Raw genomic sequence first — 25,302 nt, 5'->3', positions numbered from 1 at the left:
AGATGCTAGATGCTAGATGCTAGATGCTAGGCATTATAAATAAAAAAACGCGAAGCATTGGCTTCGCGTTTTTAGTACATTGATTTGTTAATTACTTAACAAATTCAACGCCTAATTTGATATCACCTTTAAGGGTGTCTAACATTGCATCACGAGCGTTAGCTTCAAATGCACTAATTTCACCGTAAGGTAATACTTTTTCTACGCCGTTTTTGCCAAGAAGGATTGGCTGGGCGAAGAATGTAGCGTGCTCACTGCCGCCGTCAATATAGGCACATTCAACGATGTTGGCTTCGCCTTGAAGACCGCGTACCAATGATAAACCAAAACGACAAGCTGCTTGGCCCATTGATAATGTTGCGCTACCACCACCGGCTTTAGCTTCAACAACTTCAGTACCCGCGTTTTGAATGCGAGTGGTCATTGCTGCCACTTCTTTGTCAGTGAACGTCACGCCTTCAACCTGAGAAAGTAAAGGCAGAATAGTCACGCCGCTGTGTCCGCCAATAACGTTCACTTTAACGTCAGCAACGTTTAAGCCTTTAAGCTCTGCGATGAAGGTTTCACTGCGGATAACGTCAAGAGTGGTGATACCAAATAAACGGTTTTTGTCGTAAACACCAGCATTTTTCAATACTTCAGCAGCAATCGCAACCGTTGTGTTAACTGGGTTAGTAATAATACCCACTAAGGCTTTAGGACAAGTTAGCGCCACTTTTTCCATTAGGTTACGCACGATCCCAGCGTTGATATTGAATAGATCTGAACGATCCATACCAGGCTTACGCGCAATACCCGCAGACATTAAGACTACGTCAGCATCCAATAATGCAGGTGTTGGATCTTCACCAGCAAAACCTTTTACTTCTACGTCGGTTGGGATGTGACTTAAGTCAACCGCAACACCAGGAGTAACAGGAGCGATGTCATACAGAGACAACTTTGAGCCCGCAGGCAGTTGAGTTTTTAACAGTAAAGCTAGAGCCTGGCCGATACCACCAGCAGCACCCAATACAGCAACTTTCATAATTATCTCCATCAATTTATGCAGTTTGTGACATTGATCTACATTGTCGTGGCGTCACATTACTGCATCGTCACAGTAATTTCAATTATACGTTAGTGGACAGTCATAAATAAGTAAGCGCTAATCCACAGTTTAATTGGGGGAAACGGACATCTTGCTCCAATTTATACCTAAAAATATCATAAAATCGCTCCAAAGAAGGATTATTATTGATCATTTTCAGGCACATCTTGTCAATCTAATGATGTTCAATATCGACTAGCTACAACAGAAACATGTTCGATTACCTCGCTCAAATAGCGGCTATAACTGCATATGAACCTCTTGTGTTGTTTGTTTTACTGTTTTAACGTTATGAGCAAACCGCTCATTTGTACTGGTTTAATGACATTAGCGCTACCATGAACGCAGGCGCTATATACCATAAAATAAGAGAATTAGCGTACACTTAGGCTGCCACTGGCAGCATTAACTTATTCACCTACGCTGCCATCACTAACTGATACGATGCAGTTGTAATTGCCCTTTTAATGTGAGAATTCGATGATAATAAGAATAGGCCAACAGGCCGACCAGCAAGCGTTAGTTCAATTTAATCAAGCCATGGCAATGGAAACAGAGAACCTTGCATTAGATGCCAAGCAGTTAACCCGCGGTGTTGAAGGGTTGCTGACCCACCCTGAACGTGGGGTATATTTAGTCGCTGAAGTTGACGGTGAAATTGCCGGCTCACTCATGGTGACCTACGAGTGGAGTGATTGGCGCGCAAATAACTATTACTGGATCCAAAGTGTGTATATACGCCCACACAATCGTCGCCAAGGGATTTATGGCAAACTTTATCAAGCAGTAAAAGACTTAGCCGCAGACAATGGCGGTACTGCGAGCTTCCGTTTATATGTTGAGCATGATAATAAAATAGCCCAACAAACCTATGAATCCTTAGGCATGGAACAGAGCCATTATTTAATGTACGAAGAAAATACCAAGCAATCGTAAGTGATCATAAGTGGTATACAAAAAGCCGGAACAATCCGGCTTTTTTGTGGTTATTTTTCAAGGAATCTAAGGCGTTCAAGGGAGAGTTGCGACAATAACTAGCCTGTGCGCAACGCAAGAATTTTACTGATATCCAGTGGCGCGCTAAATTGGCTGAACCCTTTGTGCTGTTGATCAATCGCATGGATCGACATTCTGTCTGCCAATTCATTACCTTCAATCCCAATATGGGCAGCGACATGTTGCAGCACCAAATCCGCTTTCATTGCTTCATATAGCGCATGAGCCGGTTTGATGATCTCAAGGTTGGCTATTTCACCGCTTTTTCGAGTCCAGTTTTTAGCTTTCCAACCGTATGCCCACTCACAGACACATTTAATCGAGTACTGGGAGTCGCTCATGATTTGCACGGTTTCGCCCGCGTCTAGGACTTTTTTAGCCACCAATAATGCCTGATGCAGCGCGTTGAGCTCGGCGGTGTTATTGGTGCCATTAGGATTAAACAATCCAAACCATAACTCGCTTAACTCGCCTTTACGGTATATCGCCATCCCCGACCCGGCTTTACCAGGATTAGGTTCACAACCGCCGTCGGTATAAATCACCACATCAAATTGGCTTAATACTGCTTGATTAGCGCCAAGGCTTTTGGTTGATGTGCTAGCCCCAGCAGGCTTTACGGTTGATGAACGGCTTGTCGTCTTGGCTGAGGTACTTTTGCCGATACTGCTTGCAGGAGATTGAGCAAATGCCGCTTTAGCTTCCGCTTCTGTGGCAAAGGATTTGTATTTGGCTTGCGGATATTTATCAACTGAGCGCTTAGTGACATCCCAGCTGGTAAAAATGCCGGTTTCTCGTCCTGCCCATACTACATAAAACTTCTTTGCCATGATTAATTCTTACTTCAACAATGCTAGCGTCACGAATAACGTGATTGCATCATGCCATGATTAAACCTGGCTTTAAAACAAAAAACCATCTAGATCATTACAGTTGCAGTTAACTTGAGCTGCTTGATAAAATAAAAGCCTATTGGGGCTTGCGTTAGTTAAGGGTCAGTGGGCCATTAATATCATGATAATTGACACTGCCTGAGCCAGAATTGACTATGGTTAACCCATTGGTGTTAGCAACCTCAATGCCGCCGGAGCCATCTTTAATCGCAACGATACCCTGCACTTGGTTAACCTTGATAGAGCCTGACCCATCTTCAATACTGACATCGCCAATAACATGGTTAATGCGAATAGATCCCGAACCATCTTGCACATCGATCGCCCCTGACGCTTGATCAATATCAACAGATCCTGAACCATCAACTAATACCAATTTGCCAATGTGGTTCATCACAATACTGCCCGAACCGTCGGTTAACTCGATATCTGCACTGACGTCATCAACTTGGATAGAGCCTGAACCGTCGTTAATGTCTAGGGCTAAGGTTGACGGTACTTTGACCAATAGATCGATAAAGGGGGACTCACCTAATAAATGCTCAGTGTGTATTTCTGATAACAAATAGGCTTTATCACCTTTACGGGTCAAACTGAGTTTAATGTTAATGTCATCTTGATCTAATGACTGGGTATAGATGTCAGCATGTATCACCACTTCAGTTAAGCCTTGTACGCCGATAATCGTTAACTTACCTGCACCCGTATTGGCAACTAACTGCGTTAATGATCCAGCATCAAGATTCAATTGCTGCTGTACCAAGTTAAGATCTGTCTGAGTTTGCGCAGAGGTTTGTGATGACGAAAACACCGACTCAGCTTCGCCTTGTGACGCACCGAACAGCGTCGCCCCTAAAATAAGCCCGACGGTGACACTAATGGTTGCGATACGAATAGACATATGAGTAATTCCCTTTATGAAGATATAAATAAGCTTAGCTCACTACACCAATGTTATTAACATGAGTTAACGCTTGTTGGTAAGCGTTAGCGGCAATTAACAATGATTTAGCAGGTTTTATACCAACTCTACAAAGTCTTTATTTACAGTAACTTAAACTTAATCGTCATTAAAAAAAGTGGTTCATTAAACCAAAAAGAACTAAAATATCATACAATGTGGTTAACTTTACCACTGTGATTGTCACGGTTAACTCAAACAAAAAAGAAAAATAGCCCTATGCCAACATCTCCAGCGATATCGCAAACGTTAACTATCATTGTGGGTTCAACCAACCCGGTTAAAATAAGTGCAGCACAACACGCCATTGGACAATATTTCCCTGATGTTCAAATCCATTGTCGCGGCATGCATGCGCCATCATTAGTGGCAGAGCAACCCATGAGCGAAGCAGAAACTAAACTGGGGGCCATTAACCGCGCCAAGTTTTGCCAAGCCAATGCAAAAACGGCAAATCAACAGGCTGACTTTTATGTGGCGATGGAAGGCGGTGTAGATCCTTTTGAGCACGGCCCCGCCACTTTTGCTTATATGGCCATTATCCATAACGACACATTATCTGTCGGTCGCAGCGCCAACTTACCGCTACCGCAAACCATTTTTAACGCTTTACAAGCAGGTGAAGAACTGGGCAAAGTGATGGACAGAGTCTTTAACACCAACAACATTAAACAAAAAGGTGGCGCGATTGGTTTGCTCACCCAAGGTTTAGCCAGCCGTGAAAGCATTTATACCCAAGCATTAGTGCTGGCAATGGCTCCTTTTATCAATGCGGAATTATTTAATGACTAGACCAACCACAATGCCATTCACCTTAGACAACGGGGCAATAATCCGCCCACTACAAGCTCAAGACAATGCTGCATTGGCGACGATGATCCGTGAAGTGTCAGCAGAATATGGCTTAACTGCGGATAGAGGGTTTAGCGTTGCCGATAAGACGCTTGACTGTTTAAGTGAGGTATATCAAGCGCAAGGCTCACAATACTGGGTAATAGAATACCAAGGCAAAGTCGTTGGCGGCGCAGGTGTTGCCCCATTACCAGCCAATGATGGTGTGTGTGAATTACAGAAAATGTATTTTGCTAACACAATACGTGGCCAAGGTTTGGCGAAAAGATTATCGGCACTATGTGTTGAGTATGCCAAACAGCAAGGCTACCAGTCGATGTACCTCGAAACCACCGCTATATTAGTTGAAGCACTGGCCTTATATGAAAAATTAGGTTTCGTTCGATGCCAGCATTTAGGTGAAACAGGTCACGACGCCTGTGAAATCGCCATGACAAAAACACTGTAATAACGCTAAATAGGCATTAAACAAACGTATTTGCACGTTTTTTGCTCACTCTTTCTTTGTACTGTCTTATAGCGCTTTGCAAGGATGCAAAAGCTTGCTAGCCTCAGATCAAGCACATTCCATAGGAGGATGATAATGGAATACCAACGTATCGCGCATTCTAGCCTTGAGGTCAGTAAAATTTGCCTCGGCACCATGACTTGGGGTGAACAAAATTCCCAAGCCGAAGCTTTTGCTCAACTCGATTATGCTATTGGTCAAGGCGTTAACTTTATTGATACCGCTGAAATGTACCCTGTGCCACCCAAAGCTGAAACTCAGGGCGACACCGAACGAATTTTAGGTAACTACCTCAAAGCCCAAGGCAACCGCGATAATTTAGTTATTGCGACTAAAATCGCCGCGCCTGGTGGTAAAGGTGATTACATACGCAGCGATATGGCGCTCGATTGGCGTAATATCCATCAAGCCGTTGACGACTCATTATCACGCTTACAAATCGACACTATCGATTTGTATCAAGTGCATTGGCCCGATAGAAACACCAACTTTTTCGGCGAAATGATGTATGAGCATGACGACGAAGAACATTACACCCCTATTTTAGACACCCTTGAAGCCTTAGCCGAAATTATTAAACAAGGTAAAGTGCGTTATATCGGTATTTCTAATGAAACCCCTTGGGGATTTATGAAATACCTAAAATTAGCCGAACAGCACGATTTGCCGCGCATTATTAGCGTGCAAAATCCGTACAACTTGCTTAATCGCAGCTACGAAATCGCCATGTCTGAAATCGGCTATCGTGAAGATGTGCCGTTATTAGCTTATTCGCCGTTAGCCTTTGGCGCGTTAACCGGTAAATATGAAAATAATCAGTGGCCAGAAGGCGCACGCTTAACCGTATTTAAACGCTTTGCCCGCTATAACAGTACGCCAATGGCCCTTGAAGCAACTCAGGCTTATATCGATTTAGCCCGTGAGTTTAGTTTATCTCCGACCGAAATGGCCTTAGCGTTTGTTAATAGCCGCAAATTCGTCGCCTCTAACATTATTGGCGCCACTGATTTACATCAGCTAAAACAAAATATCGACAGCCACAAAGTCAGTTTATCTGCCGAGCTGATGCTAAGAATTAATCAATTGTCGGCGCTATATCGTTTTCCTTGTCCCTAGGCAAATGACATAACCGCTTAACAAATACGCTAATTGCCACAAACCCTTGCAATGGGCATCAAGATCAATGAAGATCTTGATGCCTTTTCTTTTCAGTATAGAAACCCTTATTTTATGAAGCCTGCATCGTCAACACCGTCTGCCGTTTTATTTGATCATCAAGCGATACGCGATCAATTTCCAGCGCTAAAACAGACCATTGGCGATTATCCTTTGTGCTACTTAGACACCGCAGCGACCAGCCAAAAGCCACAAGCTGTGATTGACGCAATGACCGAGTACTACCAACTCAATAATGCCAATGTGCACCGAGCGGCCCATCAACTGTCAGCCCGGGCGACTCAGCAATATGAAGCGGTTCGTCAACAAGTGGCTGAATTTATAAATGCCCAACGTCAAGACGAGATTATTTTTACCCATGGCACCACTGAATCGATCAATATGGTGGCCTATGGACTCACCTCGCAACTCAAACCCAATGATGTCATCCTAGTTGATACCGCGGCTCACCACGCCAATATTGTGCCTTGGCAAGAACTGGCAAAACGTACTGGCGCGGTGATAACCCCCATCCCACTGACAGCAGACGCGCAACTGGATATGGCCGCTTTTGACCGATTATTAACGCTTAAGCCTAAAATGGTTGCCATATGTCATGTGTCAAATGCATTAGGGACAGTCAATTGCGTCGAAGAACTGGTTGCAAAAGCCAAAGCCGTTGGCGCGTTAACCTTAGTGGACGGTGCCCAGGCCATAGCCCATTTATCCGTTGATGTGCAAAAAATTGATTGTGACTTTTATGTGTTTTCGGGCCATAAAATGTACGGGCCAACAGGCGTGGGAATTTTATATGGTCGATATCAACAATTAGACCAACTAACGCCAATGCTCACTGGCGGCGAGATGATCAAAACCGTCAGTTTTGCGTATACTGAATATGGGCCATTACCTAATCGCCTTGAAGCTGGCACCCCCGCTATCGCAGAAGTTATTGGTCTCGGGGCTGCTATCCGTTTTTTACAACAATTGCCCCGCGAGCAATTATGGGTCCACGAACAACAATTGATCCAGTATTTACAACAGCAGTTGCAACAGCTTGGCGATATTGAATTGTATGGCATTGCCAACGACAAAAACGCGACCAATATTGCTGCGGTGGCCTTTAATATTAAGGGTGAACACCACCAAGATGTGGGAATTTTACTGGATCAACAAGCGATTGCTGTACGCTGTGGTCATCACTGTGCCATGCCATTAATGGCTAGCCTTAATTTAGGCGGGTGTTGCCGTGCATCGATTGGCATCTATACTAATAAGCAAGATGTTGATCAATTTATTCATGCACTTAATGCCGTAAAAGAGTTATTGTTATAGTTCCAAAGCACAACACGATGATCCAAATGCATTTTTTATCTACCGCTGAGGTTAATTGAATTACCATGTTAAACCCAAGCGCCACACCTTCACCGCTGTTATTTTTGCCTTTATCGGATGAGTTAATTGAAGCGGTTAACCTCATTGAACAAGCCAATAACTGGCAAGATAAGTATCGCCAGATTATGCTACTCGGTAAGTTAATACCGCCATTGGCTGCAGAATTTAAGCACGCGGATGCACAAGTAAAAGGCTGCGAAAGCCAAGCATGGCTCTATCATCACCGCTTAAATGGGCAACATTTTTATCTAGCCGATAGTGATGCTCGTATTGTAAAAGGCTTAATTGGATTATTACTGGCCAACTGCCAAGGTAAAACCACTGAGCAAATACACCAATTTGATGTGAAACAGTATTTTGACCGCCTTGGATTAAGTGGCCAACTAAGTCCATCTCGTACCAATGGTTTAACTGCGTTAGCGCAAGCCATCGTTGCCTATACACATGATGTTAGTACCTGAAACACTGTCCAACACTAAGGAATAATAATGACTCAAAAAGTCTGTAACCAAGCTCGCCGTCATATCTTAAAAGGCCTTGGAGCAGCCACATTATTAAGCCCTTTAAGCTCGCTTCCAGCATGGGCAGTTGAATCACGTCGTTTGTACATCGATGGTTTATCGTTTTTACCCACCGACATCAATGATGTTAAAGCCTCAAAGCTCGATGCCTTTATTGCCGATATTTCAGCGATTGATAAGATTGAGCAAGCTGATGGCACCATAAATTATAAACGCACTTATCAAGCCTGCATCAATAGTATTAAGCAAGCGGCTAACTCGGTCATTGCCAATCCAGACGTGTATCTGCAAGGGCAAACGGGGGCAGACATTAACAAGGCAAGAGCACAGCAACAAACTGCGGTATTTTTTCAAATTCAAGGCGCCGACTGTGTGGAAGATGACGGAGCAAACAATGAGTGGCCACTGTTAGACAGTTTGCATCAGCAGGGTTTACGCGTGCTGCAGCTAACCCACCATTATGGTAATCGCTATGCGGGTGGCGCATTAGATAATAACGGCTTAAAGAGTTTAAATCCCCCGTTAACCACCGCAGGGCAATCACTAATAGAAGAGTTAAATCGTAAAAATATCCTGATCGATGTGAGTCACTCCAGCGCCCAAACAGCCCTTGATACAGCAAAAGCCAGTCGGTCTCCTATTGTGCAAAGCCATGGTGCTGCGCGCGCTATTGTAAACAATGCCCGTTGCTCACCCGATGAAGTGATCCGCGCTATTGGCGATAGCGGCGGCGTATTTGGGGTATTTATGATGAGCTTTTGGCTGACTAACCAGCCGACACCCACAATTGAAGACTACATCAGGCAACTCGGTTATATTGCCAAAGTGGGCGGCTTTGATTGCGTAGCCATCGCCAATGATTTCCCACTTCGTGGCCAAGAAAACCTGTTAGGGTTAAATAACGATAACAGCGAAGGGATAAAAGAATACTTAGAATGGTGGCACAGCTTAGAAGACAAAAATGTATTAGGTTTTGACGTTGAACCCAAGCATGTAGTGATTCCAGAGCTCAACAGTATCGACCGCATGAGCCGCATCGACGATGCCTTGAAAAAAGCTCGTTTCAAATCGACCGATCGCGATCGTTTTATGGGTGGAAACTGGCAAAGAGTCCTCAAACAAGTATTGGTGTAAATTTAAATATTAAGTTACTTAAAAGCTGAACATTAAGCTCAGCTTTTAAGTAATTTATTTTAAATTTGATAATCACTACATCAAATTTAGATTACCATTTATATACAATACTAAAGCAGATCATTCTGATATTTATAAAAAATACTATTTTCAACAATATTTTTTATCTCTGCATTTAACTCTTTATCTGTTGGTTTACGATTTAATGCATCTTGCTGGTCAAAATAGTTAAATAATTCAATCCGAGTATTTGAAGCTCTCTTCTGGCAAAAACGCTCTGATTCAACCCAAATCGTTGGACTGCCTCGAGCTGGAGAATCATACCAATAACAATGAGTATAACCATTTATTCTGAGGTGTGAATCAAGCCAAAAACCATAAACACTACAAGTCAAAAACCAAGCAACCAATCCAAATCCGGCTGTTTTAACAAGCCACATCTGCACTTGAATAGTCAGTTTATTCACTAATCTTAGGTACAGTAAATAACAAGATACAATCAAAAATGGCACCACCCAAAACGCACCAATAGCAAAGCTTCTATGCCCGATATAAATAGCCTTTTCATGAATCTGTTTTAATATACCGTATTCTTCTATGAATCCTAAAAAAGTACCATAAATACCCAGGCAACATAAAAAAATTAAGAATATGGCTAAGAATTTATACCTCTTTTTATCACTATATTCATCGTGAATAATATCTGAATTATCACTCATTTTAGGCTTCCATGAAAATAAGGAATATTAAATAGTTTATGTAAAAAGCGTATAGGGTCATTGTCATAATCATCGATTAAACGATTAGTCTCAGCGCTAAATTTATCCCCATTGCTAATAAGATTTTTTTCAGCCAATAACAATGATTGGCTTATTTTATCTGACCAATAATTAGTATCAATAAATAAATTAGTCACGAAAGCAAGAACTGCACCGACAACTACAATTACTACCATTGAACCAATTGTTAGCGTAGTAGCCAAACCAAAACCAACTATAAATGACCATGTAATCAATGAACTAGCAGAGACAACTGCAATATCAACGGCCATTCCACCAACAAAATGACGCCAAGTTTTGGTATCATTCATCATTTGCTCTAAAGAGTAAAATGCACCAGAAATCAGTATGGTAAGAATACTACCCTGAGTAATAGATTTTAAAGCACCCAATTTACCAATCCCCAATGAAATAACTTTGGGATTGTTAGCCAAATAACGACTGCCGGTTAAATCTCTCCTTAAACGAGCATACCCTTGAAAAACAACGTAAGGTTGACCTGAATAGGTCACGGTCTTAAAAGCACTAAAGGCACTCCCACCTCGTTTCATCTCAATAGCCAGAGCACTCAGGGCGACTATATCTGTCATCAAGGGGATCAATCCACTACCAGTTTTTATTTTAGCATTATGCTTATCCCAAAATTGCTTACCAATAAGCGAGGACTGGGAAATAACTATACCCAGATCCTCAATAGCATCAGCCCTAGTCATACCTTGTTTTTGTTTATGACTAATATAAAGTTCGATAAACTCAGCCGAGTTCATTTGTACCAGTTGGTATTCATTTTCAGAAAGTGCTTTAGCAAGCTTTTTCTTTCTTTGATAATCATTGATCGCACGATTGGCATAAGCAGACATGTAATATCCTTATTTTAATTAACTCCTTTAGAACGATATTGTATCTTAGATTAGGTAAAGTTTAATCTACCCCAAATAGCTAGTTAAACTAACCAATACACCTTATATAATGTGCTGAGAAATTTCTCTAAATGAAAGTCTATCACTCAGTAACTTCATAACGGTTATAGTTGCGATGACATAAAACTAAAAGGGCTGATGTTATATAGCACATCAGCCCTTTTATTATTCTCGATTTAATTGTCGATTTAGTGCCGTTTAAATCCCTGCGCCAGCGATTTCTCTCGGTGGATTAAGCACTTCAATCGCTTTTAAGTAAGCCAGTAAACCATTCACCTGAGTATCGAGATCACCTTTGCTGGTATCTATGGTTAACTCCGCAGATCCTGGCACTTCGTAAGGTGATGAAATGCCAGTAAAGTTGCTAATCTCTCCCTTTCGAGCTTTGGCATACAAGCCTTTGGTGTCGCGTGATTCGCACACGCTCAATGGCGTAGACACATGTACTTCAACAAATTGTCCTTGTGGGAATAACGCCCTGACGCGATCACGTTCTTCGCGGGTCGGTGAAATAAACGCCGACAACACCACTAAGCCTGAATCAACCATCAATTTAGCCACTTCACCGACACGACGTAAATTTTCATCGCGATCTTCAAGGCTAAAGCCTAAATCTTTACACAGACCATGACGAACATTATCACCATCAAGTAAATAGGTATGAAAACCGTATTCAAATAACGCCCGCTCTAATGCACCTGCAAGGGTTGATTTACCTGAGCCTGATAGCCCGGTAAACCATAATAATACTGGGTTTTGGCCTTTTTGGGCGCCACGGGCAGCTTGGTCAATGGCATGTTGATGCCAAACAATATTGCTCATCACTACTCCTATCGAGTGGTTATTACACCACACTAAAATTCTTTGTTAAAACGGGAAAAAATACGGGATCGAAAAAATAACCACTAAGGAATACACTATTGATAACGGTAAACCTAAGCGAACAAAGTCGCTTAATTTATAATTACCGGCATTAAATACCATTAGGTTAGTTTGATAGCCGTAAGGCGATATAAAGCTCGCACTGGCCCCAAATACCACCGCCATAATAAACGGACGTGGATCCGCGCCAAAGCTGGTGGCAACCGCGTAAGCTACCGGAAATGCAAGTGCGGCGGCGGCGTTGTTGGTAATTAACTCGGTAACAATTAAGGTAATCAGATAAATCCCAACAAAGGCGGCAAACACACCATAACCATTAAACACACTTAACAACGCTTGCGCCATGATGTCTGCTAGGCCGGTTGTGACCATTAAGTTAGCTAACCCTAAGGCACTTCCTACGATCACCACCAGTTCTAACGGAAAGCGACGTTTAAGCTCACTTAAGGTTATCGCACCAATAGCCACATAGCTGAGTAACAATAAAACTAAGCCTTTGGCTAATGGTAATACATCGAAAATGCTCGCCAAAATGGTTAATGCAAACCCAACAAGCACCCAGCTACCGCGTTTTTCATCTAAACGGACACTTAACTCTAAGCCACTGATAGCCGCAAAGTCGGTGGTTAAATTAGGACATTTAGAAAAACGGTCGCCTGGGGTGAGCAGTAATACGTCACCGGGTTGTAACACCACATCGCCTAGTCCACCTTTTAACGGCAGATGACCTCGACGAATAGCCATCACGGCAGCATCAAAGACTTCACGAAAGCGCGAATCTTTTAAGCTTGTCCCTACTAAACTTGATGATGGCGCTAGCACGGCTTCAACCAGATTTTGACCTTTTGCGTGCTGCTTACCAAACCATTCTAAACCGTCAAACTGATGTAACAGCTCAACCGACTCAACCGCACCGCTAAAACGTAAAACGTCATCGGCTTGCAGCACCATTTGCGGCGGCACTGGACAGATACGGATCCCACTGCGCTCTAACTCAACTAAATACAGTTTTTTAAGTGCCCGCAAACGGTTATCTATCACGCTCTTACCCACTAGGGTAGAAGTTTTGGCCACATGAGCTTCCAATAGATAAGGTAAAGACTCATCTTCGGATTCTTCACGTCTATCGGGTAAAAAGTTAGCCATGATGGTTAACACAACTAAACCACTTATGACCACTAATGCGCCGACTTGTGAAAACTCAAAAAAACCGAGCGGCTCAAGGCCCGCATTTTCAACAAAAGAGTTAACAATTAGACTCGTAGAGGTGCCAATTAGGGTTAATGTACCGCCCAAAATTGCCGCGTAGTTTAATGGCAATAACAACTTAGAAGGCGCATGTGCTTGATTACGGCGCACCACACCGATTAACGAGGCGACGACCGCAGTATTATTGGTAAACGATGATAATAAGGCTGTCGATATACCTAACTTCGCTAATGTGGAAAATAACGAGCCTTTGCCAATGACTTGGCTTAATTTGCCCAGTAATGAGGTTTTCTCAAGTGCTGTGGCCGCCAGTACTAACAGCACTAAAGTGATCAGTCCGTTATTAGTAAAGCTGCCAAGTGCTACATTTAAGTCAACTAGCCCAAGGATATAACAAATTAACGAAGCGAAAAAAAACATGGCGGCCGGTTTTGCAAGCCCAGCAAGAAGCCCACCGACCAGCGCTAACAAGATAATCGCTAACAACCATATTTCGCTCATTAATTATTTTCCAAGTACGCTGATATCGCGCGCATTCCAATGCGGATAATGCTTACGCACTAACGCATTAAATTCGACTTCGAATGCACTAAACTCAGTGTTGGTTTGCTTGTCACCTTGATGACCACTGACGACCATAGCGGCAGCAACAGTGGCATTGGACAAACGATCAATTAAAATCATTCCACCGGTATCACGTACTAAGCTATAGGCATCTAACACAACCGATTCGGTTAAATCTAACTTAACCCGAGCGATGGTATTTAGGCTTAATGTGCTTGCTGCACTGCGCTCAAGCGTATTGACATCGGTAATGTATTCAATTGCGCTTACCACCGCTTGGGTTTTCTTACCCGCCACTTTCACATCATATAACTGACCGATTTGTAATGGCTTTTCATCCATCCACACTAGGTCCGCTACTATGTGGTTAGCCATTTCTGGCGCGGTCGCCGGGTGAGCCAATAAATCACCACGTGAAATATCAATCTCATCTTCAAGGGTAATGGTGATTGCTTGACCTGCTACGGCTTCGGGTAAATCACCGTCAAAGGTGACAATACGTTCAATTTTACTGCGCTTGCCCGATGGCAATGCGACTAATTCGTCACCCACTTTAATGATGCCTGACGCTAACGTGCCAGAGAAACCACGAAAATCTAAGTTAGGTCGTAATACGTACTGCACCGGAAAACGTACCGGTAGCTCGCTCAGTTCACGCTGTGTATCGATAGTTTCAAGCAGCTCAAGTAATGTGCCACCTTGATACCAATCACATTGAGTACTAGGGTTGACCACGTTATCACCATTTAAGGCCGACAAGGGCACATAGTGAATATCTAAATCACCGCCATTTTCTGTATCACAAACACCTTTCACAAAATCAGTAAAATCAGCTTGGATTTGGTCAAACACCGTTTGATCAAAGCCAACCAAGTCCATCTTATTCACGGCTACGACAAAGTGACGTAAACCTAATAATGAGGCAATAAATGCATGGCGTTTAGTTTGGGTTTGCACCCCATAACGCGCATCAACCAAAATGACCGCTAAATCGCAGTTTGACGCACCCGTTGCCATGTTACGCGTGTATTGTTCATGGCCAGGGGTATCAGCAATAATAAACTTACGTTTTTCACTGGAAAAATAACGATAAGCCACATCGATAGTAATGCCCTGCTCACGCTCAGCTTGTAAACCATCTACCAATAACGCAAGGTCAATGGCTTCGCCAGTGGTGCCCATTTTAGCGCTATCACTTTTTAAGCTTGCGAGCTGATCTTCATAAATTTGCGCGCTGTCATGCAATAAACGCCCAATAAGGGTACTTTTACCATCATCGACACTGCCACAGGTTAAAAAACGCAATAAGCCTTTATTTTGTTGTAATGCTAAATATTCTTTTACGCCGTGCAGCTGGATCTCTGCGGCCATACGGTCGGTATTCTTTGTTGCTTGGTCCATAATCTTTCTCACTCAAATTCGTTCGCATGCTGGGTCGATAAAACAACCATATTCAATTACTTAGAAATAGCCTTGACGCTTTTTCTCCTCCATTGAAGCACTTTGGTCTGAATCAATTAAGCGACCTTGACGTTCACTTGAGCGAGTTAACAGCATCTCTTCAATAATTTTTTCTAAGCTATCGGCTTCTGATGGCATCGCCGCCGTTAGTGGATAACAACCTAAGGTTCTAAAACGAACCCGCTCAACCGATTCAACATCGCCGGCTTCGATTGGCATACGATCATCGTCTTTTAAGATCAGCTGGCCGCCTTTGTTCACCACGGTGCGAGGGGCGGCAAAATATAACGGTACGATTTCGATATTCTCTTGGTAGATATACTGCCAAATATCAAGCTCAGTCCAGTTAGATAATGGGAACACCCGAATGCTTTCGCCTTTATTTACCGCGCCGTTATAGGTGCGCCATAATTCTGGACGTTGGTTTTTAGGATCCCAGCGGTGGTGCTTATCACGGAACGAATACACCCGCTCTTTGGCACGGGATTTCTCTTCATCTCGACGTGCGCCACCAAAAGCGGCATCAAATCCATATTGATTTAAGGCTTGCTTTAGCGCTTGGGTTTTCATGATGTCGGTATGTTTAGCACTACCATGGGTAAATGGACCAACACCTTGTTCAACGCCTTCTTGGTTAGTGTGAGTCAGTAGCTCAAAACCAAATGCTTTAGCTTGCGCATCACGAAAAGCGATCATCTCTTTGAATTTCCACCCCGTATTGACATGCAATAATGGGAATGGAATTTTGCCTGGGTAAAATGCTTTGCGCGCAAGATGCAGCATAACAGATGAGTCTTTACCAATAGAATAAAGCATCACAGGGTTACCAAACTCAGCTGCAACTTCACGGATGATCTGGATGCTCTCTGCTTCCAGTTGTTGTAAATGGCTTAACGAACGGCCTGCCATGATGATTCTCCATTAGCTAATATTGCTGCATCGCAGCGGGTTAAATTAATCGACTACAGCGCTTTAGCGACTGTGTCTAAATCTGTTTTTTGTTGCGCAGTGACGGGATCAAACCAATTCAAGCTCTCCGCTAATTCAACAACTTCACCGATAATCATCAGCGCAGGCATCTGCAAAGCAGGATCTGCGGCTAGTTGAGCCAGTTCACCTAACTTACCCATAAACCGCTGTTGTGATGAGGTGGTTGCGTTAGACACGATTGCCACGGGCGTCTCAGCACTACGACCAGCATTGATCAAACCTTCACTGATAATATTGGCGTTTAATATGCCCATATAGACCACTAAGGTATTGTTGGAATTAGCATAACCGTGCCAATCCATAGGGCGACTCGCTAACTGGCAGTGACCGGTAATAAAGGTGACACCTTGAGCATAATCACGATGCGTTAGCGGAATACCAGCATAAGCCGACGTACCGCTGGCGGCGGTAATGCCAGGAACTACTTCAAAAGCAATACCCGCTGCGACTAAGATTTGTAACTCTTCGCCGCCCCTGCCAAAAATAAACGGATCGCCACCTTTTAAGCGCACTACATTTCTACGGGTGAATGCTTTGGTCACCAACAACTGATTAATTTCATCTTGGGCTGCGCTGTGTTTACCTGCGCGCTTACCCACGGCAATTTTTTCAGCATGACTGGGGATTAAATCTAAAATATCTTGGCTGACTAATGCGTCATATAACACTGCATCGGCATTCTTTAGGATGCGATAGGCTTTTAGTGTTAGCAGCTCAACGTCGCCAGGACCTGCGCCGACTAACCACACTTTGCCTTTGGCTTGTTGCCCCGGCATCGATACTAATTCCATCACATTAACCTTAAGATATTTGACCATATACAAATATAGCGTTTTCCATATTCCATATACAATAGTTTATAGTTAGTTTTTATAACTAAATAGCATATAAAGCGGTTTGTTGGTCGTTTACTCCATTTGACAGGCTAATACGGGTTGAATTAAGGGCTAGAATGAAAAAATGTTAACTTAATTCGACAAATCTCTGACAATTGATAACAATGACTATCGAAAAATACTGTTTCTAAGAATGATATTAAAATTAAACCAATAATTATGCTTATGGATACTGCAATGATAAAAATCACTCAATATGTTGGACTCTCGCTGTTGTTACTTGGCTATAGTACGATCGCCATTGCAGAAGTTTCATTAGTCGACGAGCGCGTAAAAGGAGAACTCGCCACATCTGAAAAGCCGTTTGTGATCACCCCGCACAAGGCCAATTACCTTCTACCAGTGACTTACCAAACCCGCACTAACGCATTGCCATTTGAGAGTAAATATCCAGATGAAGACTTCACCATTGATAACTTAGAAGCAAAGTTTCAAATCAGTTTTAAATTTCCAATTATGTATAACGTTTTTGGTGATAATGGCCATTTGTTCTTTGCCTACACCAATCAATCTTATTGGCAGGTTTATAACGAAGATGCGTCGTCTCCGTTTCGTGAAACTAACCACGAACCTGAAGTGTTTATGTTATTTAATAATGATTGGAAAATTGGCGGTTTTACTAACTCATTTTTAGGCATTGGCGCGGTACACCAGTCTAATGGCCAGACCAATCAATTGTCACGCAGCTGGAACCGAATTTATGGCAGTGCGGTATTTGACCGTGGTCCATTCGCACTGGGGCTTAGAGTGTGGTGGCGTCTACCAGAAGATGAAAAAGAAAACATTAATGTTGCTAAAGGTGATGATAACCCTGATATCAACCGCTATATGGGCAACTTTGAATTAACCGGAGTTTACGGCTTAAATGAGCATCGTTTTACCATGCTACTGCGTAACAACTTACGCGATACCAATCGCGGCGCTGTCGAATTGACTTGGAGTTATCCGATTATTGGTACATTACGTATTTATACTCAGTACTTTAATGGTTATGGTGAAAGCTTAATTGACTATAATCATCATAATCAGCGTGTTGGTATTGGTATTGCGTTAAATGACATTCTATAACATACGCGATTAACGTCGATTAAATCCGCAAGTGATCAACACTAAAGTGGCATGTGTGCCACATAAAAAAAGGTGACCATTGGGTCACCTTTTTAGTTTCGTTAACCATCTTGTGGTTTACGTCGCTTTAGCGAAACAGCCTTAATAAAAGCGGTTAACAGAAGCTACTTAGCACTGGCTTTGCTGTTTACTATAGAGCCAATCACTAAGCCTTTATCGGTAAAGTCTACCGACATCTGTAAACGCATATTGTAGTCTTTTAACATCAGCAACTCTTCTGGCATCGGTTCGCCACTCATTTCTACCATATCGACTAATGGGGCAAACATTTTCTGATAATCAACAGATAAGTTAACAAACCCATTAGACTCAAGAGTTTGCTTAAACATCAAATCAGCTAACTCTGTACCTCTATCGCCAGTATAAGCCACTAAATGATTACCTTTGATGGCTAATTTAGCGCTAACACCTAATTCAGGCGGTAACATTAACATGGGGGTAATGTCGACCGGATCACCATTATCTTTTAAGTCCACATTTGCCAGCGGTGGATAAAATGGCCTCATCATATCCACTAACATCATCGGCTTATCAGCCGAAACGCTTATCAATGCATCTAGCTTTTCAAAGCTAGGCTGGCCATTTTTCTCGGTCAACTGGTAATCTGCTAGCGTCACACTAATGCCTTTAACACCATTCGCCATACCAGCCATCATGCCAAGCATCGCTGGATTGAGCTCACTTAACTCTGATTGCATTTGAGCCAGTGCAGTACATTGATATTGCGGTGTTTGTAAATCTTTCCATACTTCATTCAATGCTGGAGCTAATTGCTTCACATCAAGCCCAAACGCAACTGATAAGATATTGTCATGACCGTTACTGGCAAATGATGGTACAAAACCACGCATTTTATTTAAGGCAGACAAAATCACTTGATTGTTACTTTCAATCACCACGGCCGCATCGATAGTGCTTTCTTCGCGGGTAATTGAGTATGAGTTGAGTCCCATCACACTGCGTGGCCAATTGGCCGCAATCGCCGAAAACTCACTCTGGCAAGTTGGCGTCTTTAACTCCGCAAATGGATCTTCACCCTGTATTTCAATCATTTTGGTCATTTGCTTGGCCAGCATATTGCCGTCTGTCGACGTTAACCCTTTGACCAATTCAACATGGTTAATAAAGCTAATACTGTTTTGCATAAAACCATGAGTATTGGCAATGTCTTGCAACAGGGTCGTTTCGCTAATAGGGTGCTCAACTTTCTTCTCACCCAACGCGGTTTCAAGTAATTGAGGGGTGTTTAATGACGTATTCAAGGTCACCGTTAACCAGCCATCTTTAACGGAAAATACAACCTCAGCGTGTTCTTTTTCATCAACATCGGTTAATGCATAACCACGATATTCAACATTACCCGACTTGCCCATGGTGTGAGTTAAGCCGCTTTCCTGCTCGGCGCGATCTAATTCCGCCCAGAATGCTGCAGGATTGCTGATCTCAATTTTCATTACCGGCAATGCGCCTAAAGTATAAAAATAACTCTTAATTGAATCCGCTAAACCGTATGTTGATAGCAAGGTCTCAGGGTTAGGCAACACAGTCATGTATTGCTTATATAAACTGACAAAAAAGCGCTCTTGAGCTGATGAGCTATCATCGAGCGACAACATTTTATCCTTATCATAAGCTTGATAATTACCGGCAATGCTATACAAATAATCCTTTAATGGAAATGGCACTAACTGCCCAGAAAACGCTAATGTATCAGCAGGGATATAGTCCAACATTGGGTCGTTTTTAACCACTGACGTCCCTTGTTGCGACAGAAAATATCCACCAGCACCAACAGCCAATACCACAGCAGCAATTGCCATTTTATTCATCTATAAACTCCAATTTATATTATTGTTAACTCTTCCTTGAAATGAGTTAGCGTTTAAACATTTATTATCTTTTTGGGATAAGTATTATCGATTACACCGATAAACTGCGGATTAATTTAGCATTAAATATTAATAAGCGCATTAGATGTTACCTTTTGGGGGATATTTATCCTGAAAACCGCACCTGTAAAAAACCAATACGCCAAAAAGACAGCTTATTATCTAACGAGTTTTGAGAGGGAATTTGACGAGATAAAAGTGAAAATCAACAAGCATTAAGCAGGAAATAATTCAAACATCTGATCTCCCGATAACTCAAACCGCTGAGTTATCGGGAACAACCGAATCGATTACTTATACGCTAACAAGTCAATCAATGTGCTCGAGGACGCGAGCGAAGCTTTTGAAGGTACGTGGACTGCAAAAACAATCCCAAAACGTCTACAAAAAACCATCTACAGGAATCATTAAACGTAGACTATTATCGCCGCAATTGCATAAAAGTTTACATAAAATATAGTCCGTTTTCGCTCAAACCAGTCCATCAATCGTTTGAATAAATCAACCTTACGGATGACTCATACAAACACAAGACTCAATGACGCTATCACTCATCTTAGATATCGAAGTGCAAACCGCATTCTCGTTGTAAGCCATTAAAACGGGTTTCTTCTTCAGACATACCTAACTCAAGTGGTTTGCTTGAGTGAGTATCACCTACCGACACATAACCTTGTTCCCATAATGGGTGATATGGCAAGTCATGTTCAGTTAAGTACATGTGCACGTCTTTGTTGCTCCACTCAATGATGGGTAACAATTTAAAACGTTTGCCGCTAATGGCTAAAATAGGCAAAGCTTCACGGGTACTAGACTGACTGCGACGTAAGCCAGCAAACCAAGTACCAATATTCAATTCAGCTAATGCACGCTGCATAGGCTCAACTTTATTGATGCGGTTATACTTTTCTAAGCCATCAATCCCCTGCTCCCACAGCTTACCAAAACGCGCTTCTTGCCACGCTTGGGTTTGACCCGCTTGATACACTTTAAGATTCAGGTTTAAACGCTCGGTTAACTGATCAATAAATTGATAGGTCTCGGGGAACAAATAACCCGTGTCGGTTAAAATCACCGGAATATCGCTTTGCGCTTGAGTCACCATGTGTAACATCACCGCGCCTTGAATACCAAAGCTAGACGACACTGCATGCTCGCCTGGTAAATATGCTAGACCCCAAGCCACTCGTTGCTGCGCCGTTAACCCGGCTAAAAACTGATTAATCGTTTCCAGCGCAGCGGTTTGCTCTGCAAGAGGCGCTAATAACAACGCCTGCAATTGAGCGGGAGTGACACCATGATCGACGCCGGCATCAGTTGATGCAGTCGTTACCACTTCATTACCCATGAAAATCCTTAGCGGCGTCAATAACCGCCTTCACCACGCCGATACGCACAGTGAAGTTACCAAAGGTTTCGCCAGCATCACGTTCGGTGGCGTAGCGGCCAAACAAGGTATCCAATTCCGCTAAAATTTCGGCTTCTTGAATGTTTTCTTTATGCATTTTATTTAAACGCGTACCTTCAAAGCTAGCGCCTAAATACAAATTGTAACGACCCGGTGCTTTACCCACTAAACCAATTTCGGCGGCAAATGGACGCGCACACCCGTTGGGACAACCTGTCATACGCACTACTATTGATTGCTCGCTAATACCGTGTTTAGCCTGTAGCGCATCGATGTGATCGATAAACTCAGGGAAATAACGCTCAGCTTCGGCCATTGCTAATGGGCACGTGGGTAACGCCACACAGGCAATTGAATGGCCGCGAGTGCCACTTAACACTTGGCCTAATAAACCATGCTTACGGGCTAGGCCTTCAATGTCGGCTTTATCTTCTGCTGCAACACCGGCAATAATCATGTTCTGATTTGAGGTCATGCGGAAATCGCCTTTATGGATGTTGGCAATTTCACGTAAACCTGTTTGTAAGGTTTGACCGGGTAAATCTTTAATACGGCCACTTTCTATAAATAGCGTTAAGTGCCATTTGTTGTCGATACCTTCAACCCAACCATAACGATCGCCGCGATCACCAATGATCACATCACGCTTTGGTTCAAATTTCACTCCAGCACGTTTTTCAACTTCAGCTTTAAATGCGTCAAGACCATGGTCAACAATGGTGTACTTTAAACGGGCACGTTTACGCACTTCACGGTTACCCCAGTCTCGTTGAACGGTCATTACCGCTTCGGCAAACTTGGTGACGTCGTCCGTGTTAATAAAGCCCAAATCATCGGCTAAACGTGGGAAAGTTTCAACTTCACCGTGGGTAGAGCCCATACCGCCACCCGCCACCAAGTTAAAGCCCACTAACTCACCGGCTTGTGCTACCGCGATAAAACCAAGGTCATTGGTATACACGTCTACGTCGTTATGGGGCGGAACGGCAACAGCCATTTTAAATTTACGCGGCAAATAGGTTTTGCCATAAACAGGCTCTACGGTTTCTGTGCCTAATAGCTTTTCTTCATCTAACCAAATCTCAGCATACGCGCGAGTGTGTGGTAATAAATGATCAGATAAGTGCTTAGCGACGGCATAGGCTTGCGCATGTAACCTAGACTCAACCGGATTTGGATTACACATCACATTGCGGTTTACGTCACCACAGGCAGCAATAGAATCTAATGCGGCGCGATCAAGTCCTTGGATCAAGGTTTTTAGATTACGCTTGGGAATGCCGTGATACTGAAACGTTTGGCGGGTGGTTAAGCGAATACTGTTTGAGGTGGTGAGTGTCGATGATATTTTATCCACGGCTAACCACTGCTCTGGGGTACAAATACCACCCGGCACGCGTGCACGTAACATAAAGCTATGCAGAGGTTCTAATTTTTGCTCTTTACGCTCGTTACGTAAGTCACGGTCATCTTGCTGATAAAAACCGTGGAATTTAATCAGCTGTTGATCGCCCTCGCTAAACGATCCAGTGACTTGGGTATCTAACCCTTCTTGGATGTCACCGCGCAAATAATCACTGTCGTCTTTTAAGTATTCGTTTACTGCTAACTTTTGCTCACTCATGGCCTTGGCCTCTCTTAATTCTGTTCAATTCACTCGCGCTAATAGACTGCTAAATATTTATAATTTACTAACAGTGGGCTGAGTTAATACACATCTTTTTGGTAACGTTTTTCGCTACGCAGTGTTTCAAAGTAAGCTTCTGCGTCATCAAAGCTTAAGCCACCTTGTTCAACCGCGATGTTTACTAATGCTTGATGGACGTCTTTTGCCATACGCTCGGCATCACCACAGATATACACATGGGCGCCCTTTTGTAACCACTGCCATAACGCTTCAGCTTGTTCTGCAATGCGGTGCTGAACATACACTTTATCAGCTTGATCCCGTGAGAAAGCCACATCTAAACGCGACAAACCGCCGTTTTTAAGATATTGCTGCCACTCAACTTGGTATAAGAAATCTTGTTCAAAATGCGGGTTACCAAAGAATAGCCAGCTGTCACCCGACACACCGTCGACAGCGCGTTGCTGCATAAAGGCGCGGAATGGCGCAACACCGGTACCAGGACCCACCATGATGACAGGCGTTTGTGGATTTTCTGGTAAACGAAAATGGTTATTCTGCTCAACGTACACGTTAATCTGTTGACCTTCTTGTGCTGACGCTAAGAAATGCGATGCGCCGCCAAAACGAGCCTGGCCTTGACGTTCATCTTCAACCAACGCCACGGTTAAGTGCACTTCAGCTTCAACTTCTGCTTGGCTAGAGGCAATGGAGTATAGCCGTGGTGTTAGCGGACGTAACATACCAACTAACTGCGTCGCGCTGACTTTCGCTGGATATACAGCCACTAAATCGGCTAATTGGTGCTGTAGAATAAATTGTCTGGTTTGCTCTTTATCTTCACCAATAGCCGCAAGTTCTGCATTGCCGCTCAACTCAGCCCATGTTTTCACTAGGCCTGGGTATAACTGAGTGAGTTCTTTCTTGTCGGTTAACGCCGCTTTTAATGATAGTGACTCTTTCGCCACAGTCACATTGTCGTCTGGTGCTAAACCAAGCGCGGCGATCACTTCATCGACCAGCGCTTGGTTATTGCTAAACCACACCCCTAATGCGTCACCCACTTGATAAGTTAATCCTGACTCGCCTAAATCAATTTCAACATGGCGTACATCACGATCAGAATCTCGACCGGTAATTTTTTGGCTTACCAGTACTTCTGCTGTATAGGGGTTTTGCTTGGTATATTCACTTTCACCAGCAACAGATGCGGTACCAATTGACACCACACTCGCGCTTGACGCTTGAATATAAGGCTTAACGGCCTCAACAACACTGTCTTGCCATTGTTGTGAAATATCTTCATAGTCAACATCACATTCAACTAAGGGTAATAATGATGTTGCCCCTAATGCACTTAGACGCGCATCAAAGTCTTTACCGGTTTGGCAAAAAAACTCATAGCTTGAATCTCCTAACGCTAAAACAGAATAATGTAGATTATCCAATTTTGGTGCCCGCTTTGAGGTTAAAAACTTGTGCAGTTCAATCGCATCATCAGGTGCTTCGCCTTCACCATGGGTACTGACGAGCAATAACAAGATTGTTTCTTGTTTGAGTTGGCGGACATTATATTCGCCCATAGAAGCTAAATTAACCGCATAACCTTGCGCCTGCGCTTTGGCTGCGAGTTCTTTGGCTACGCCACGTCCATTGCCAGTTTGGCTACCATATAAAATGGTAACTGTTGGGGCGGCGCTTGTCTCTGTTGTGGTCTCGACACCGCTTTGACCTTGGTTAGCACTCGCTGCTAAGTAACCACTGACCCAGGCGAGTTGAACAGAAGATAATTCTGATGTGAGTTGTTTTAGCTTATCGACTTGTCCTTGAGACAAAGGTGATGCTAAAGCGGAAAGTTCTTTTAACAACATAAGACGGCCTTATAACAGTATAATGTGGTTAGCTTACTACTGAGTACCAAAACAAAAAAAGAATAAAAGATGATTTTTTATTCCATTTAGGAATATGCAAAGGGCTTTTTTTACGTTACAAAAGTGGGGTGGCGTTAAAAGGTTTTAAATTACCTCAATTTAAAACCAAGTAA

At 43.1% G+C, this 25,302-nt stretch carries 22 protein-coding genes; 8 read left to right on the top strand and 14 right to left on the bottom strand.

Annotation, left to right across the window (positions count from 1 at the left end; all coding sequences use genetic code 11):
* Positions 1-91: 91 nt before the first annotated feature.
* A complete protein-coding gene (gene mdh / locus AAEY93_RS10195; RefSeq protein WP_124013518.1) occupies positions 92-1,027 on the bottom strand; it encodes a malate dehydrogenase in 936 nt (311 codons plus the stop codon).
* 543 nt (positions 1,028-1,570) lie between these two features.
* Here mdh and AAEY93_RS10190 point away from each other — a divergent pair.
* Entirely contained in the window at positions 1,571-2,026 is a 456-nt protein-coding gene (locus AAEY93_RS10190; RefSeq protein WP_124013517.1) for a GNAT family N-acetyltransferase, read from the top strand.
* Between the two features lie 98 nt (positions 2,027-2,124).
* On the opposite strand, the gene AAEY93_RS10185 is transcribed toward AAEY93_RS10190, so the two are convergent.
* Together AAEY93_RS10185 and AAEY93_RS10180 are read right to left on the bottom strand one after the other, a co-directional pair.
* Positions 2,125-2,916 carry a ribonuclease H family protein gene (locus tag AAEY93_RS10185; protein ID WP_101032785.1) on the bottom strand — a complete coding sequence of 264 codons (792 nt, stop codon included), beginning with the start codon at positions 2,914-2,916 and terminating at the stop codon, positions 2,125-2,127.
* Positions 2,917-3,070: 154 nt separating this feature from the next.
* Positions 3,071-3,880, bottom strand: coding sequence for a DUF4097 family beta strand repeat-containing protein (locus AAEY93_RS10180; RefSeq protein WP_101032786.1), 810 nt, complete (start codon positions 3,878-3,880; stop codon positions 3,071-3,073).
* A gap of 279 nt (positions 3,881-4,159) precedes the next feature.
* Between AAEY93_RS10180 and yjjX the strand changes: the two genes are divergently transcribed.
* The 6 genes from yjjX (at position 4,160) to AAEY93_RS10150 (ending at position 9,505) form a co-directional block, all read left to right on the top strand.
* A complete protein-coding gene (gene yjjX / locus AAEY93_RS10175; RefSeq protein WP_124013516.1) occupies positions 4,160-4,732 on the top strand; it encodes an inosine/xanthosine triphosphatase in 573 nt (190 codons plus the stop codon).
* Positions 4,725-5,240 carry a GNAT family N-acetyltransferase gene (locus AAEY93_RS10170; protein ID WP_124013515.1) on the top strand — a complete coding sequence of 172 codons (516 nt, stop codon included), beginning with the start codon at positions 4,725-4,727 and terminating at the stop codon, positions 5,238-5,240. The genes yjjX and AAEY93_RS10170 overlap by 8 nt, the downstream gene beginning before the upstream one ends.
* Before the next feature lie 135 nt (positions 5,241-5,375).
* Positions 5,376-6,416, top strand: coding sequence for an NADP(H)-dependent aldo-keto reductase (locus AAEY93_RS10165; protein ID WP_351076629.1), 1,041 nt, complete (start codon positions 5,376-5,378; stop codon positions 6,414-6,416).
* A 114-nt stretch (positions 6,417-6,530) separates the two neighbouring features.
* Positions 6,531-7,790, top strand: coding sequence for an aminotransferase class V-fold PLP-dependent enzyme (locus AAEY93_RS10160; RefSeq protein WP_351076626.1), 1,260 nt, complete (start codon positions 6,531-6,533; stop codon positions 7,788-7,790).
* Between the two features lie 65 nt (positions 7,791-7,855).
* Complete coding sequence (locus AAEY93_RS10155) at positions 7,856-8,311, top strand: SufE family protein (RefSeq protein ID WP_351076623.1); 456 nt, start codon at positions 7,856-7,858, stop codon at positions 8,309-8,311.
* Between the two features lie 27 nt (positions 8,312-8,338).
* Entirely contained in the window at positions 8,339-9,505 is a 1,167-nt protein-coding gene (locus AAEY93_RS10150; RefSeq protein ID WP_351076621.1) for a membrane dipeptidase, read from the top strand.
* A 110-nt stretch (positions 9,506-9,615) separates the two neighbouring features.
* Here the strand turns inward: AAEY93_RS10150 and AAEY93_RS10145 are convergent, their stop codons facing one another.
* From AAEY93_RS10145 to cobA, 7 genes are all read right to left on the bottom strand, one after another.
* Positions 9,616-10,224, bottom strand: coding sequence for a DUF1240 domain-containing protein (locus tag AAEY93_RS10145; protein WP_351076618.1), 609 nt, complete (start codon positions 10,222-10,224; stop codon positions 9,616-9,618).
* Positions 10,221-11,144 carry a hypothetical protein gene (locus AAEY93_RS10140; RefSeq protein WP_351076615.1) on the bottom strand — a complete coding sequence of 308 codons (924 nt, stop codon included), beginning with the start codon at positions 11,142-11,144 and terminating at the stop codon, positions 10,221-10,223. Before AAEY93_RS10140 ends, AAEY93_RS10145 begins: the two co-directional genes overlap by 4 nt.
* 258 nt (positions 11,145-11,402) lie before the next feature.
* Positions 11,403-12,026 (bottom strand): adenylyl-sulfate kinase, encoded by a 624-nt coding sequence (gene cysC, locus AAEY93_RS10135; protein ID WP_351076612.1) that lies wholly within the window; start codon positions 12,024-12,026, stop codon positions 11,403-11,405.
* Positions 12,027-12,071: 45 nt separating this feature from the next.
* On the bottom strand, positions 12,072-13,796 hold the full coding sequence (locus AAEY93_RS10130) for an SLC13 family permease (protein ID WP_351076609.1): 1,725 nt from the start codon (positions 13,794-13,796) through the stop codon (positions 12,072-12,074).
* Between the two features lie 3 nt (positions 13,797-13,799).
* Entirely contained in the window at positions 13,800-15,260 is a 1,461-nt protein-coding gene (cysN, locus tag AAEY93_RS10125; protein WP_351076606.1) for a sulfate adenylyltransferase subunit CysN, read from the bottom strand.
* Positions 15,261-15,320: 60 nt separating this feature from the next.
* Positions 15,321-16,229, bottom strand: coding sequence for a sulfate adenylyltransferase subunit CysD (gene cysD / locus AAEY93_RS10120; RefSeq protein ID WP_335688322.1), 909 nt, complete (start codon positions 16,227-16,229; stop codon positions 15,321-15,323).
* 53 nt (positions 16,230-16,282) lie between these two features.
* A complete protein-coding gene (cobA, locus tag AAEY93_RS10115) occupies positions 16,283-17,101 on the bottom strand; it encodes a uroporphyrinogen-III C-methyltransferase (RefSeq protein ID WP_124013510.1) in 819 nt (272 codons plus the stop codon).
* Between the two features lie 282 nt (positions 17,102-17,383).
* Between cobA and AAEY93_RS10110 the strand changes: the two genes are divergently transcribed.
* Positions 17,384-18,274 (top strand): phospholipase A, encoded by an 891-nt coding sequence (locus AAEY93_RS10110; protein ID WP_124013509.1) that lies wholly within the window; start codon positions 17,384-17,386, stop codon positions 18,272-18,274.
* 164 nt (positions 18,275-18,438) lie between these two features.
* Here the strand turns inward: AAEY93_RS10110 and AAEY93_RS10105 are convergent, their stop codons facing one another.
* The 4 genes from AAEY93_RS10105 to AAEY93_RS10090 form a co-directional block, all read right to left on the bottom strand.
* Positions 18,439-20,163 (bottom strand): hypothetical protein, encoded by a 1,725-nt coding sequence (locus AAEY93_RS10105; RefSeq protein ID WP_335688326.1) that lies wholly within the window; start codon positions 20,161-20,163, stop codon positions 18,439-18,441.
* Positions 20,164-20,779: 616 nt separating this feature from the next.
* Complete coding sequence (locus tag AAEY93_RS10100) at positions 20,780-21,571, bottom strand: phosphoadenylyl-sulfate reductase (protein WP_351076600.1); 792 nt, start codon at positions 21,569-21,571, stop codon at positions 20,780-20,782.
* Positions 21,564-23,255, bottom strand: a complete 1,692-nt coding sequence (gene cysI / locus AAEY93_RS10095; protein ID WP_335688328.1) for an assimilatory sulfite reductase (NADPH) hemoprotein subunit — start codon at positions 23,253-23,255, stop codon at positions 21,564-21,566. The genes AAEY93_RS10100 and cysI overlap by 8 nt, the downstream gene beginning before the upstream one ends.
* Before the next feature lie 83 nt (positions 23,256-23,338).
* Entirely contained in the window at positions 23,339-25,129 is a 1,791-nt protein-coding gene (locus AAEY93_RS10090; protein WP_351076596.1) for an assimilatory sulfite reductase (NADPH) flavoprotein subunit, read from the bottom strand.
* Positions 25,130-25,302: the final 173 nt, after the last annotated feature.

Source organism: Shewanella sp. CAL98-MNA-CIBAN-0140 (assembly GCF_040309905.1).
GTDB classification, from domain to species: Bacteria; Pseudomonadota; Gammaproteobacteria; order Enterobacterales; family Shewanellaceae; genus Shewanella; species Shewanella psychromarinicola.
This window is presented reverse-complemented; position numbering and strand designations above follow the sequence as displayed.

Bases quoted from the DNA above. Each gene is read 5' to 3' on its own strand.
- cysI (WP_335688328.1), bottom strand. From the start codon at position 23,255: ATGAGTGAGCAAAAGTTAGCAGTAAACGAATACTTAAAAGACGACAGT.
- AAEY93_RS10180 (WP_101032786.1), bottom strand. From the start codon at position 3,880: ATGTCTATTCGTATCGCAACCATTAGTGTCACCGTCGGGCTTATTTTA.
- cysC (WP_351076612.1), bottom strand. From the start codon at position 12,026: ATGAGCAATATTGTTTGGCATCAACATGCCATTGACCAAGCTGCCCGT.
- cobA (WP_124013510.1), bottom strand. From the start codon at position 17,101: ATGGAATTAGTATCGATGCCGGGGCAACAAGCCAAAGGCAAAGTGTGG.
- AAEY93_RS10150 (WP_351076621.1), top strand. From the start codon at position 8,339: ATGACTCAAAAAGTCTGTAACCAAGCTCGCCGTCATATCTTAAAAGGC.
- AAEY93_RS10155 (WP_351076623.1), top strand. From the start codon at position 7,856: ATGTTAAACCCAAGCGCCACACCTTCACCGCTGTTATTTTTGCCTTTA.
- cysN (WP_351076606.1), bottom strand. From the start codon at position 15,260: ATGGACCAAGCAACAAAGAATACCGACCGTATGGCCGCAGAGATCCAG.
- AAEY93_RS10090 (WP_351076596.1), bottom strand. From the start codon at position 25,129: ATGTTGTTAAAAGAACTTTCCGCTTTAGCATCACCTTTGTCTCAAGGA.
- AAEY93_RS10170 (WP_124013515.1), top strand. From the start codon at position 4,725: ATGACTAGACCAACCACAATGCCATTCACCTTAGACAACGGGGCAATA.
- AAEY93_RS10110 (WP_124013509.1), top strand. From the start codon at position 17,384: ATGATAAAAATCACTCAATATGTTGGACTCTCGCTGTTGTTACTTGGC.
- AAEY93_RS10100 (WP_351076600.1), bottom strand. From the start codon at position 21,571: ATGGGTAATGAAGTGGTAACGACTGCATCAACTGATGCCGGCGTCGAT.
- AAEY93_RS10130 (WP_351076609.1), bottom strand. From the start codon at position 13,796: ATGAGCGAAATATGGTTGTTAGCGATTATCTTGTTAGCGCTGGTCGGT.
- AAEY93_RS10140 (WP_351076615.1), bottom strand. From the start codon at position 11,144: ATGTCTGCTTATGCCAATCGTGCGATCAATGATTATCAAAGAAAGAAA.
- AAEY93_RS10190 (WP_124013517.1), top strand. From the start codon at position 1,571: ATGATAATAAGAATAGGCCAACAGGCCGACCAGCAAGCGTTAGTTCAA.
- cysD (WP_335688322.1), bottom strand. From the start codon at position 16,229: ATGGCAGGCCGTTCGTTAAGCCATTTACAACAACTGGAAGCAGAGAGC.
- mdh (WP_124013518.1), bottom strand. From the start codon at position 1,027: ATGAAAGTTGCTGTATTGGGTGCTGCTGGTGGTATCGGCCAGGCTCTA.
- AAEY93_RS10145 (WP_351076618.1), bottom strand. From the start codon at position 10,224: ATGAGTGATAATTCAGATATTATTCACGATGAATATAGTGATAAAAAG.
- AAEY93_RS10185 (WP_101032785.1), bottom strand. From the start codon at position 2,916: ATGGCAAAGAAGTTTTATGTAGTATGGGCAGGACGAGAAACCGGCATT.
- AAEY93_RS10165 (WP_351076629.1), top strand. From the start codon at position 5,376: ATGGAATACCAACGTATCGCGCATTCTAGCCTTGAGGTCAGTAAAATT.
- yjjX (WP_124013516.1), top strand. From the start codon at position 4,160: ATGCCAACATCTCCAGCGATATCGCAAACGTTAACTATCATTGTGGGT.
- AAEY93_RS10160 (WP_351076626.1), top strand. From the start codon at position 6,531: ATGAAGCCTGCATCGTCAACACCGTCTGCCGTTTTATTTGATCATCAA.
- AAEY93_RS10105 (WP_335688326.1), bottom strand. From the start codon at position 20,163: ATGAATAAAATGGCAATTGCTGCTGTGGTATTGGCTGTTGGTGCTGGT.